The sequence below is a fragment of the Acinetobacter sp. P1(2025) genome (assembly GCF_051390655.1).
GTDB lineage: Bacteria > Pseudomonadota > Gammaproteobacteria > Pseudomonadales > Moraxellaceae > Acinetobacter > Acinetobacter junii.
In genome coordinates, this window is record NZ_JBPKBJ010000003.1 from 1 (window position 1) to 13,391 (window position 13,391).

At 38.3% G+C, this 13,391-nt stretch carries 10 protein-coding genes; 2 read left to right on the forward strand and 8 right to left on the reverse strand.

All coding sequences use genetic code 11. The features are described from left to right. Nucleotides 1-262: 262 nt before the first annotated feature. Together ACSC97_RS01230 and ACSC97_RS01235 are read left to right on the forward strand one after the other, a co-directional pair. Nucleotides 263-2,374: a TonB-dependent receptor gene (locus ACSC97_RS01230; protein ID WP_436658890.1), complete on the forward strand. Its 2,112-nt coding sequence runs from the start codon at nt 263-265 to the stop codon at nt 2,372-2,374. 3 nt (nt 2,375-2,377) lie between these two features. Beyond that, nucleotides 2,378-3,841, forward strand: coding sequence for a PepSY domain-containing protein (locus ACSC97_RS01235; protein ID WP_436658892.1), 1,464 nt, complete (start codon nt 2,378-2,380; stop codon nt 3,839-3,841). 51 nt (nt 3,842-3,892) lie between these two features. Here the strand turns inward: ACSC97_RS01235 and ACSC97_RS01240 are convergent, their stop codons facing one another. The 8 genes from ACSC97_RS01240 to ACSC97_RS01275 form a co-directional block, all read right to left on the reverse strand. Beyond that, on the reverse strand, nt 3,893-4,633 hold the full coding sequence (locus ACSC97_RS01240; protein WP_436658894.1) for an adenosylcobinamide-GDP ribazoletransferase: 741 nt from the start codon (nt 4,631-4,633) through the stop codon (nt 3,893-3,895). Beyond that, nucleotides 4,630-5,229, reverse strand: a complete 600-nt coding sequence (locus tag ACSC97_RS01245; protein ID WP_099948718.1) for a histidine phosphatase family protein — start codon at nt 5,227-5,229, stop codon at nt 4,630-4,632. Before ACSC97_RS01245 ends, ACSC97_RS01240 begins: the two co-directional genes overlap by 4 nt. After that, the gene (gene cobT, locus ACSC97_RS01250) at nt 5,219-6,289 is read right to left on the reverse strand and encodes a nicotinate-nucleotide--dimethylbenzimidazole phosphoribosyltransferase (RefSeq protein WP_436658897.1); all 1,071 of its coding nucleotides are present in this window, start codon (nt 6,287-6,289) and stop codon (nt 5,219-5,221) included. Before cobT ends, ACSC97_RS01245 begins: the two co-directional genes overlap by 11 nt. A 1-nt stretch (nt 6,290) precedes the next feature. Further along, nucleotides 6,291-6,809 carry a bifunctional adenosylcobinamide kinase/adenosylcobinamide-phosphate guanylyltransferase gene (gene cobU, locus ACSC97_RS01255; protein WP_234857274.1) on the reverse strand — a complete coding sequence of 173 codons (519 nt, stop codon included), beginning with the start codon at nt 6,807-6,809 and terminating at the stop codon, nt 6,291-6,293. 1 nt (nt 6,810) lies between these two features. Then, the gene (locus tag ACSC97_RS01260) at nt 6,811-7,434 is read right to left on the reverse strand and encodes a 2'-5' RNA ligase family protein (protein ID WP_436658899.1); all 624 of its coding nucleotides are present in this window, start codon (nt 7,432-7,434) and stop codon (nt 6,811-6,813) included. Nucleotides 7,435-7,509: 75 nt separating this feature from the next. Then, nucleotides 7,510-9,639, reverse strand: coding sequence for a bifunctional mannitol-1-phosphate dehydrogenase/phosphatase (gene mtlD / locus ACSC97_RS01265; protein WP_436658901.1), 2,130 nt, complete (start codon nt 9,637-9,639; stop codon nt 7,510-7,512). A 197-nt stretch (nt 9,640-9,836) separates the two neighbouring features. After that, nucleotides 9,837-11,069: an MFS transporter gene (locus ACSC97_RS01270; protein WP_436658995.1), complete on the reverse strand. Its 1,233-nt coding sequence runs from the start codon at nt 11,067-11,069 to the stop codon at nt 9,837-9,839. 49 nt (nt 11,070-11,118) lie between these two features. Then, nucleotides 11,119-13,389 (reverse strand): TonB-dependent receptor, encoded by a 2,271-nt coding sequence (locus tag ACSC97_RS01275; protein ID WP_436658903.1) that lies wholly within the window; start codon nt 13,387-13,389, stop codon nt 11,119-11,121. Nucleotides 13,390-13,391 lie beyond the last annotated feature (2 nt).

The window sequence follows — 13,391 nt, forward strand, 5'->3', positions numbered from 1 at the left end:
AGATTCAATCAATAATTGAACCGCTCTATCTCTGATTTCAGGGGTGTATTTTACTTTTTTCATCGGGACATTCTCTCAAGAAAAGTGGTCTCCGACAAACCCGGTACGGTTCAGACAGAAGATCTGCATATACCACGTATCTACTATATTTTCCCAATTAAACAAGCACCTCCACTCGCTCTATAAAACGCAATTCCGTAAATATCGTATCCAGTGAGAACTGCGGTACCGCCTTGTTTATTGCTTTTTTATAGAGTTTGATATGAATACTCAATTTCGTTTGTCAGTATTAGCTGCTGCGTGCCTTTCTGCTACTTATAGTTCAATTGCTTTAGCTGAAACTTCATCAAAAGATGAAACACAAACTTTAGCGACCATTGTTGTCACTGCAAGCCGTGAGGGAGAATCGATTAGCAATACTCCTGCTGCAATTAGCAAAATCAGCAAGCAAGATATAGAAGATAAACATGCGACATTTATTGGTCAGTTAGTGAATCAAACACCAGGTGTTTTGATGAATGACTTGGGTAATGAGCAGCACATGATGTCTATACGCCAACCAATCACGACTGCGGCTGTTTATCAGTATTTAGAAGATGGTATATCTGTGCGTCCTGTAGGTGTTTTTAACCATAATGCACTGTATGAAGTAAATTTGGCCGGGATTGATAGTATTGAAATTCTGCGTGGTCCAGCGAGTAGTTTATATGGAAGTAATGCAATTGGCGGCACGATTAACTTTCTTACAAAAGCTCCTAGTTTAAATCCAACAGCTGAGCTAGGTCTAAGTGCTAGTTCTGAAGGTTATCGCCGTCTAGACCTAGGTGCATCGAATACCTTTGATACTGAATTTGGGGAGCATGGTCTAAGAATATCGGGCTATGCCAGTGAGCGTGGTGATAGCTGGCAAGATCATGCTGAAAGTAATAAGCAAAGTATAACTTTAAGACATGATTGGCGCATATCTGATGCCACCCAAATTAAAAATATCGTCAGTTATAATCATCTCAAAGCAGATATGACAGGTAGTTTAAATGCTGATGATTTCAGTAAACGACCTGGTTACAGTTATCAAACCTTTACTTATCGTGAAGTTGATGCAACAAGACTTTCATCTCAATTGAACCACAGTTGGAATGATCAAAACCAAAGTCAAGCGACACTGTATTATCGTGATAACACCACTGAACAGAATCCAAGTTATAACATCCGTACTGATGTTAAGAATGGCAAACCTACTGGAACATATACTGGCCAAACTACATATAATGCCTTTCAGTCTTATGGTTTAAATTTACAACATTCCATTAATTTTCACCCTGTGAAATTAATTGTTGGTGCGATGTCAGAACATTCGCCGAACCAAGTAAAAACCAATGATATTGAGGTGTTTCGCGATCCTCAAACACGTGTTTATACAGGGTTTAAACAACGCCAATTACTGCGTGATTTTAATGTGGATGTGAATAATCAAGCAATTTACACACAAGCAAACTGGCAAGTTTTACCAAACTTAAACTTAGTCGGCGGTGCTCGCTATGACTGGATCAGTTATGACTTTGACAATAAGCTTATTCCTTCTAAAGTGACAGGTGCTCCAGATGAAAAACGTCATTTTCATAAAGCCAGTCCACAACTCGGTTTTGTTTGGAATATTACGCCTGAATTAGATCTTTACAGCAATTGGTCACAAGGCTTTGTTCCGCCTGAAGTGAGTAGCCTTTATGGAGCAAATTTAGTCACACCTGACCTGAAAGAAGCAACTTTTGATAACGTTGATCTAGGTTTGCGTTTCAAGTTATTGGATGATCGCTTAGATGGCGAAATTACTTTATATCGCCTAGAAGGTAAAGATGAAGTGCTTAGCTTTACTAAATCAGACAACACACGTGAACCTCGTAATGCTGGAAAAACTTTACATCAAGGCATTGAAGTTGGTGGGACATGGAAACTTAGCGAACAATACGATCAACGTTTGAAACTGTCAGGCAGTATCGCAAAACATGAATATAAGCAATTTCAACCCTCACTAACACTTAACTATAGCGGCAATACGATGCCTAGCTCGCCAAAAAGCTTTGGAACAGTTGAGTACCAGATTAAACCTATACCAGAACTATTACTTTCAGTCGAAGGTATGTATGTTGGTTCATACTGGATCAATGATGCCAATACAGAAAAGTATGATGGACATTCGATTCTAAACCTACGTGCAAATTATCGTAAAAATGCCTATGAGATTTATGGGCAAATTCTCAATGCAGCTGATGTGCATTATGCGGAAAGTACCTCGTTTAGTAATAATCAAGCCAGTTATACACCTGCTGCACCACGGACTTATTTTTTAGGTTTACGTTATTATTTTGGGAAATAAGTCATGAATGCCAACCAATTGAAAAAGCTACTAAAGTTTCATCGTGGCTTTGGAATGGTACTTGGCATTCTCGTTTTGATGTGGTCTTTAACTGGTGTGTTGCATCCAATTATGAGTGCAACCCAACCACAACCTGCAAAACGTATGCCTCCATCCCAACAGCTTGATTTGAGGGGTGGATTGTCCGTTCCTCAAGTCTTAGAAATGCAAAAAATTACCGAATTTTCTGCATTACAAGCAATTGAACTTAATAAAGATCTTATCGCTTATCGAGTTTTAAAACCTAATCAAAATATTGCTGAATATTTTGATCGTCATACTGGGCAACTTATTGAAGATGCAGAATTGCAAGACGCAAAACGTCTTGCAGTTTGGTACACTGGCTTAAGCCAACAACAGATTCTTTCTGCTGAACTAGTGACTCAATTTAGCGATGATTATCCAAGCGTCAATCGTTTATTACCTGTTTGGCGTGTAGATTTTGATACTGGTTTAAGGGCTTATGTCGATCCAGCACAATCTCGATTAGCAACGATTTCCAATGATCAAAAAATGTGGATGGCACGGATCTTCCGCTTAGGACATACATGGACTTGGGGAGATCAACCGTGGACAGGACAAAGTTTCTTGATCCAAATTGCTTTAATTGGCATTCTTGCTTTGACCTTGATGGGAATCGGGTTGTTCTTCAAAATTCACAATCGTAAAAATCATCGTTTAGGTAAAAAACCAATTCGATTTTTTCATCGTTATCTGGGCATCAGTTTAAGCGTTTTTATTTTGTTATGGGTGTTTAGTGGTTTTTATCATGTTTGGCATAAAAAACCTGAACTTGTAAATATTCAGCCCATCTTCCATACGCAAGATTTAAACCCTGAAGCATGGCAATTGGCAGTTCAACGCCCAATTCAGCGACTCAATCTTGTACCGATTGCTTTTGATCAGAATCAAGCACATGCAGGCTGGATGGTTCAATTGATTGGAAAACCCCAATTACAAGGGAGCATGACCGCAGCGAAAGAACATGATCACCATCATCATGCAAAAGATGCTGCCCCAGCCATTGAGTTAATTGATGCTCAACATGCTAAAAAGTTGAATCCTCTTGAGCAGAGCAAATATTTGGCAGCCTTTTATTTAAACTTGCCTTTTGAGCATTTTACTCAAAGTTCGTGGGTAACTCGTTTTGGCGGTGAATATGGTTTTATCAATAAACGTTTACCTGTGATCAAGGTTGACACTAATTTGAATGATCAGCTTAGACTTTATATAGAACCAAGTAGTGGTGTCATTGCGGCGCAAGTAAATCAGCAAGATGCCTTAGAGGGGTTTAGTTTTGCATATTTGCATAAATGGACATGGTTACCGATAGATAAAACGCTTAGAGACATTCTGTTGGGAACAATTGCGGGACTGATTGCAGTATTAGTTATCTTGGGAAGTGTATTGGCAATTCGAAAACGTTAAAACGGAATTGATCCTTCTTTTCTGAGAAGGATCAATCCTATAAAAATTCACTTAGATATAAAAGAAAGCAATCACAAAAGTTAATATTAAACCCATCTCACTTAACTCAATTGCAGCACCCACAGTATCGCCCGTGATACCACTGATTCTCTTAATAAACAAAATTCTTAAGTAAACCAATATCAATAAAAAGCTGATTAAAGCAACTAACCCCATCGATTTAAATGCACAAAGTAATGTTAATGTAATGACAAAAACAAGCCAACCTACAGTTTTAGGAATAGAATCAGTCAGTGCGCGCCCTAATCCATTCGCTCGAACATATCGTGTTGTGAGAAATAAAAATAAAGGAACACTGCGACCCAGCATGGGTATTAAGGTTAAAAATGCAGAGAGCCGTTGTTCTAGCAAGACATATAAAGCTGAAAATTTCATCAAGCAAACAATAACTAAACTTAGAACACCGATAGGACCACAACTTGGGTCTTTCATGATTTTTAAGGTCCGTTCCCGATCACCAAAACCGCCTACCCAAGCATCTGCTGTATCCGCTAGACCATCTAAATGAAGTCCACCTGTAAGCCAAACCCAAACTACTAAAATGATGGTTGCAGCAAGAATAATCGGTAATTTTACGAGAAGGATTGAAAGTCCAAATAGAATTAATCCTATTAGCAATCCTACAAGTGGATAAAAAAGTACAGATTGACCATTTTGCTTTGCAGTTGGTATCTGTTTTAGTTCGATGGGTAAAACAGTCAAGAATTGCAAAGCGATCCAAAATGGTGTCATTCTTTGATTTCCTCAAAACAGAGACTATCTTTTTTATACATTTTTACTGAATACAGTTGCCCAAGCTCAGCAGACATTTTTAATAAATCATTGAGATGTTTATATCGTGCTAAACAAGTGAGTAATTTAATCACACCACCATGCGTAACAACTAATGCTCTATTCCATTGATGTATTTTCATTTGAGTGTGGATTTCATCAAAGCCAACTTGAACGCGCTGTAAAAATTGCTCTAAAGACTCACCATTTGGTGCATGATATTTTGTTGGAAATTGCCAAAAATTTGCCAATAACTCGGGCTCATTTTCATAAATGCTTTGAGTCGAAATACCTTCCCAATCACCAAAATACATTTCTTTGATATGCATATTTAATTGCAAAGGTGTTTCGAGTCGCTCTGCTAAATTGATTGCAAAGGCATGACAACGCTGTAAAGGTGAACTAAAAATAACATCCCAATTAGTACCTCCAGCGACATATTGCTGTATGGTTGATTGCATCTGCAACCACCCCTTTTCTGTGAGTTCATCATCAGTATGCCCACGTAAAGTATGGCTTAAAGTTGTTTCACCATGTCGCAGTAAATCAAGGCGCAACTTTATCTCCTGTCACTGCAGCTTCGGCAAAGGTTGCCATTTGATTATGTAAAACACATGCCAATTGCAGCACTGACAATGCTGCGCCTGCACCACTTCCTTCACCCAATCTTAGATTCATTTTTAGAATTGGCTGCGCTTTTAATTCTTTAAGAATACGAACATGACCATATTCTGCTGATTGATGTCCAAATAGCATCCAGTCACGACAACTTGGCTGTATGCGAACAGCACATAATGCTGCAACGGAACTAATGAAACCATCCACCACAATAGGCAAACCAATTTGAGCACAACGTAAATATGCTCCTGTCATGGCAGCAATCTCTAAACCACCCACGGCAGCTAGAATTTTCAAAGCATCATTCTCAACACTGGATTGATGGAGTTCAATTGCCTGATTGATGACTGCAATTTTATGTTGTAATTGTTGATTATTAATTCCTGTTCCGACACCTGTCAGTTGTGCTGCATCTTCATTCAACAACAAACATGCGATGGCTGAAGCAGAACAAGTATTGCCAATCCCCATTTCACCAGCGATAAAGATATCAGCCTGTTCTGACTGAGCTAGCTCCACACTGGCTTTACCTAATGTTAATGCAGCAAAACATTCGTGTTCAGTCATTGCAACGTGTTGAGCAAAGTTGGCTGTACCTGCACGAATACAATGTCGCTCTACACCGACATAATCATAGGGATCGCCTACCGTTCCACAGTCAATCACTTGTAACTGTGCCTGATGATGTTTTGCAATAACACTGATTGCTGCACCGCCAGACGCGAAATTTTGAAGCATTTGACGTGTCACCGCTTGAGGATAAGCTGAGATATTTTCTTCGACTACACCATGATCACCTGCGAAAATCGTGATCCATGGTTTTTGAATTTGGGGATGAACTGTACCTTGTAAACTTGCTAGCTGAATCGCAAGCTGTTCTAAGTCTCCTAAAGCCCCTGTTGGTTTAGTGAGTTGTTGTTGTCGTTGTTCGGCTAGATGTTTTGCTTCCAAATCAATTTGTTTTGCCGATTCTGTGTACCAAGCATTTTGTTCAGTCATGTTAATTCTCATCTTTTAAAATCATTGGAAAGCCTGCAACACAAAACATCACTTTATGAGCAAGCTGCCCTAATGCTTGGTGCAATCGACCAGCTTCATCCACAAATCGACGGCTAATTTCACCCATCGGCACGACACCTAGCCCAGTTTCATTACTGACTAAAATAATCTCAGATTTAAGTTTGGGTAATATTTCTAATAACTTGTCTGTCTGTTGCTGCTGCAAATCTTGATCTTCAGCTAACAATAGATTGGTCAACCATAAGGTAAGGCAATCAACCAAAATGATTTGATGTTCTTGATCTAGTTTTAATAATTGATCCGCCAGAAAAATAGGCTCTTCACAAAGTTTCCATTGCTTGGGTCTTTGCTGCTGATGATGTCGAATTCTTTGCTGCATTTCATCATCTAAAGCTTGCGCTGTGGCGACATAAATCACAGGGATTCCACGCTGCTGAGCTATATTTTCAGCCAATCGGCTCTTACCCGAACGTGCACCACCCAAAACTAATTGCAACATATTAACCTAATACCAATTGATGATAAGGATACAGTAATCCTTGTAAAATCTGAGCCTTATAATAACCGAAAGTTAATTGATTCACTTGAATTTTAATTCTTTTGGCTTCAAAGCTTTTTATTCGCTCTATAACAAGATCACTACTCCATGCATCGCTATAAAGTCCAATCGTAATATGAGGACAATATTGCAATGCCGCTATTTCCTTCGAGATAAGTGAAAGCTGAGAACGGATTTTTTCTAAAATTTTTTCTTGATCGATGATTTGAATAAATAAAGCACTACTAAAACTATCGATGGTTGTGAATTCTAATTCAAAGGGTTCAAGTTGTAATTGATTGATAGATTTTAGATGTTGTAAGAATTGTTCATGTGAAAAATCATCATTGTATGGAGAAAGATGGGTATTTAGAAAACCGCACACAAATAACGTAATGTGATACTGACGTTGATTCGACGTAAGTAGGAAATCTGAGAAATGTGTTTTGATCGCATCTAAATATTCAACTAACTCTGGTTGATCAATTTCGATATACCACAAAGCATAATCTGTACGACCATGATGCCATTCTGGATAGTCGCGAATTTCAGTTTTTACGATTTGGGTAGATGTTTGTAATAACACAACGACAATAACGCTCTGACAGTTGTGTTATTCAAACATAATTTACTGGCAAGATTAAATAATTTTAAAAATCATTTAGGCTGTTTCAAACTCGGCATTTTTAACACGAAAAGATTGCCCTAGCTCTGAAATCTTTAATTCAGTCGAGATTGATGTATAAATCAACTCAAACAAATCTTTCTTTTCATGCTCAGTAATGTCCATTTGCTCAATAGAGTTTTGTAAATGCATAATCACATCATCAACAGGAATTTCTAAAAGCTTAACCGAGTACACATAACCCGAAACAGCACCTTGTAATAAGTACTTATATGGCAATTGTTGCACGATATGATTTTCAATACTACCGAGTACGCGTTCGTTGTAACCCAGTTTTCTCAATGGATCACGAGCAACACGCTCACATGGATCTTTATAAGCAGAACGGCATGAGCTCATAAAACTTTCAGCCATGCGATCAAGTTGTTTGGCTTGATTCGGAACGATATTTACCAATCCAGCTTTCACTTCACTCACCAATTGCTCAGCAAATTTCTTGATCTTCTGATCGGCTAAAGCAATTCCAATCATTTCATGATCAATAAGACTCGCCTGCCAAGCGATCATGGCATGGCAGCCATTCCAGAGGCGATTTTTAATGATTTGAATATCTGAGATTTGATCAACTAAGATCATTTGGCGCATTTTATTTAACAGCGGACTTCGATTTTCAACATAGATCGGCATATCTGTTTCGCTATGGAATAAAATTAAATCCATATTTTGTAAAAACTGCCCCGCTTGGAACTGTTCGCGCATTTCCTCTAATGATTGGCTGAGCTGACATTCCTGTTTTTCAGTTAATGCAGTTTCATCTGATAACTCAATCGTTTCTTCATTTAAATCGGCTTGATACTGTTTAAATAAACGATGCTTAATATTGAGTTGGCGATACAAAGCTTGATCACTCAATTTAGAGACCATGCGATTGACCACCGTATCACAAAAATAATGCTCACTTAAAATATGCTCAGCAATATCTTCATCCGTGATCTCAAGCAAAGCTTCACGAATATGTTTGAGCACCAAATATTTCGCACAGACCTTGTTTAAAATAATTAGGAAAGTGATTGGTTCATGATTATTCAAGTCTTGTGACATAAAACGTGCCAATAAACCTTTAGCAATCATTTTTGATTCAGATGCTATCGCATGCTCAGGCAAACATAACGCTATAAGACTAGATTGTGTGTACATTTCAAGCATCTGTTTTTCATTATTAGCGTCAATAACGGTCAAGTTATCAATTCGCTCATCAAAAGATGATTGCCCATATCGAATACTGTAGCTACCAAAACTATTCACTGATTCCAAATACAACTTATTTCGCGTGGAAGCCAAAATACGTTTTGGACGCGTATATCCATCCCAATGCGAAAGGATTTGAGCAATATATCCACCTCCAATTGCACCAAAACCATGAATCCCAACTGTTAATTGATTCAAACTTTGCGGAAATGGTTCTTGTAATTGTGGCATATCCATTTCAGGGATGTACTGATCTAAAGCATTTAAATATTCATACAGATCCTGATAATAAAAATTTGCTTTCGCTAACATTCGATCATTTGGTTCTTTAATATCTTTAAATAAAATCGTAATACCACCCGCATCATGAGCTGAACAGATTCCATTTTCTGAATCTTCAAACATCAAACACTGACTAGGTTGTAAATTTAATTTTTGAGCAGCCGTAATAAAGATTTCTGGATGAGGTTTACCCTTTTCGACTTCATCCCCACACACTAACAGATCAAAAAATTTATAAACATTGGCATTAATTAAATATTCTTCTGCTATCGCACGTCGACTAGATGTCGCAACTGCCATTCTTAAACCTGATTTGCGTAAGCGCTCTAAAACTTGAATTAAACCTTTTTTGATTGGAACACCATTGTGACGCACAGATTCCAACTCAAGCTCATCAGCACGTTTTCTAATTGCTTGATATGGAACATCTTCCCCATAAAATTTCTTTGCAAGTTGCTCTGCAGTTTTTGCGCTCAGACCTAAGCACTGCATTAAAAATTCATCTGAAAATTCCTGTCCAATAAGCTCTTCTGAAGCTTGTTTCAATGTTTCAAAGCGTAATCGCTCTGTATCAAACATTGTTCCATCCATATCAAAAAGTGCCCCTTGAACAGGAAAATCATGAAAAATCAACATCTTTACTCCTCTTATATTGTTTTACTTCTAATAGGCTAACCCAGAAATGAGCTTAAATTTCGACCGTTAAATAAATGAAATAAATTAGGTTAATAAATAATCAAACAGCCATCTATGTTTACGTCCTAAGATGTAGTTATGTAAGTTTCCTTGCTTTTTAAAAGAATATATGAATGATTTTTAATCACACTAAGCGTTTAATCTTCGACAAAAGAACTCACTTCTTCTCCCTTTTTGACTAAAACCCACCCTATACATATCCCAACCAATATCATTAAAGCGAATAAAAAATAGAAAGGTAGATTTTGATCAAATTGATATAAATAAGTGCTAACTAGAGGACCAAAAATCAAACCAAAAGCTTGAGTTGCAGTGCAATATCCTGCCATTTTAACTTGTGAATCTTGTGTGACTGCTTGTGCAGCCCCTGTTGTAAATGCAGGTAATAAGCAAGCGACTGAAATACCATAGAAAATATAACTGGCTTGAAATACCACAATACTTTGTGCATAAAGAGATAGTAGCAACCCAAAGCACATGGTCAAAATGCCGATTAATACAAGACTATGTAGTTGTAGCTTAATCATTTTTACGATTAGCAACTGTGTCACTACCAGACAGATACCAACAACAACCATACATTGAGAGAAATACACTGCGCTTTGCTGACTACTCAGAAAGAATTTATCTTGGATATAAAATCCAGCAGTCATGTTTAATGTCACGATTGCAACATAAGTAGAAAAACCTAAAGCCAACCAAATTAAATTTTGCTTGATAATATTTTGCTGATTCAAAACTGTATTTGAACTTTTTTCTGATGCTTTATCTGCATCTGACCGTATATCACTCTTTTTCTTAAAAATCATGAAGAGTGCCAAACTGACTAATGCCAGTAAAGCAACCGCGAACCACATTGGAAATAATAGTCCACCATACAATAACAACGAAGTCGCCAAAGGTCCGACAATCATGCCAAAGCTGTTCATCGCACCAAACAATGCCATATTCTTGCTACGAGTCGTTGTTTCAGTTGATTCTGTCATGACATAACTTTGCAGACCGATTTGTGGCATTGCCATAAAAATGCCAGTCGAAGCACGACTTAAAACCAATAACATGAAGATCAATACTGATGGCAAGATCGTCTCTAAGCCCAAAGCCAGAATGAAAGTAAAAAGCGCCCATGTTATGGTCATTCCCATAAAACCATAATTCACTAGATTTTCTGGAGATTGAGTACTTTTATTCTTAGCAACCCATATTGAAGCGATAGCCATACAGATCGCTCCTGCTGAAACGATCACTCCACCTTGGAATTCGGATAAATGTAGCTGTCGAGTCAAAGGTGCCAGTAAAGGAAGAATCATGGAAAAACACGTTCCATTGATTAACGCAGCCAAAGCTAAAAATTTTAAATGATTGTTCATCATGGAATTCATCAAAAAAAGGCATCTAAAAGATGCCTTTTGAATAAGATTAGTACTTGAGAGTGTAGCTCAGACCATAGGTACGACCTTGAGCAGCCAAGCTCGAAATATCGCCGTAAACCGTTGAAACTGCTTGGCTATAAACAGACTTATAGTCCGTATTCCACACGTTATATACACCAAAACCTAAAGTCCCTGGACCTGCTTTTGCATTGGCAATCACATCCATCACTGCAAAACCTTTGATTTCTGCTGGTGGACGAGTACTACCATTCGCAATCGCATCTTTACGTGCTTCATCCGTACCATCAATAGCTAAAGCTTGTACTCGTAAACCTAAACCATCATTGAATTGCCAGTCGGAATAAACCGTTGCTTTCAAAGGTGCTACACGAATTGCATCTAACTCTTGCCATTTACCATTTGAGTTTTTGAACTGACCACGTGTATAAGCTAAAGTCCCCCCTACATTCCAATCATCTGAAACGGTATATTTGACATTACCTTCAACACCATACACACGTTCATCTGTATCAATAACTTCAATTGCAAAACTTGGAGGACCAAATTTCAATGACTTATCAGATTTGTTATAGAACGCCGTGATCCCTGTGCTTAACGCATCATCTTGTAGACGCCAGCCCAACTCAAAACTATTTACTTTGATTGGATCAATTGTTTGGTTACTTACGACAAAGTTTGCAGGAACATCTCTTAGCATACGTTGTACATCAGGTAAATTTGCACCTTGCGAGAAGTTTGCAAACACCTGTTGTGCATCAGTTAAATGATAAAGTGCGCCCACGTTGAAGAGTGTTGCATCATGCTTAACTGAACCACCTTTTAAAGTTTTAGCTTGGTATGTTGGAACCACATCTGCAATCATTGCTTCAGAATAAGGAACTGAATCCTTAACGTCACTATCGATGCGCTCATGACGAATACCCGCTTGTAGATTTAAGCGATCAGTTGCTTCAAATTGACTTTGTAAGAAGAAACCAAGCTTTTCAGTATCTACATCAGGACCAAAAGCATAATTATTCAAAGGCTTAAACTTAAGACCATTACTACTCATAAAAGTATTTAGATCATAAAGTTGTGCTGTTTGTTTGCCATTTTCCTTATCATAATCCACACCATAAGTTAGATTTAATGAACGTTCTACCAGATTGAGCTTACTTTGAAGTGCTAAACGAGCACCAAAAACATCAATATCTGTTTCTGATTGGGTAACAATAAACATTCCTTTTTGTGGATGATCAGCATGTGCTAAGTAATTTGCACTTGGGAAGAATCGCCCTTTTTCAGTACGATAATAGGCCTCTGCATTTAAAGTCTGACCAAGAAAATCCTGATTTTCATATTGAGCATTTACTGCACTGCGCTTAGTACGTGGTTGAGTATCAAGCTCTAAACCTTTCACCGCTTTTTGACTAGGTTTTGCGCCTCGAAGTAAAACAGATAATCCTGGACCATAATCAGCGCCATATTCACTATCTTGCTCATCATTATAGTATTGCGCACCGATACTTAATTTTTGCTTATCTGCCAACTGCCAGCTTAAACGACCATTCACATCTACAGTTTCAGTATCTTGACGATCTGTTTGTGCAACTTCTGGACCTACACGATCACCGCGACTATCTTGAATTTCACCGCGTTGTGTATAGCTAGCACCTAAGAAACCACTCCAATCCCCTTGGTTAAATGATGCAGACTGAAACGCTTCATAAGCTAAAGCATCACTTTTGAAATTATCACCAGAAGTAACGCCGAGTTTGGTTTCAAAATTTACACCATCACCCGAACCTCTTTTGGTGATGATATTGATGATACCACCTGTAGCACCTGCACCATAAATACTACTTGCACCTGACACGACTTCAACACGTTCGATCATGTCTGGGCTAATGCTATTTAATTGGCGTGAACTATCGCGTGATCCCGTTTGCGGAACACCATCAATCATATATTGCACTGTACGACCACGCATGGTCATCCCATAGTTACTAGTCGTACCTGAACTTGGTGTTAAAGATGGAACCAACAGTCCTAAAATATCGGCGGTACTTTTACCAGCAGCAGCTTGTTTTGCAATGTCTTCTTGGCTAATACTGTAAACAGTTCCCGCAATCTCAGCGATACTTTGAGCTGAGCGAGTTGCTGTCATAACAATCGGTGCCAGTTGAGTTGGCTTCTCAGCCTCAACCGTTGCACTTTGATTTACGGTTGAAGTCTGCTCGACATTTTGAGCATAAAGTTGCGTACTGATCGCCAAGCTGAGCAGTGTTAATGATGTCGAAAGTGAACGAACTTTCATAA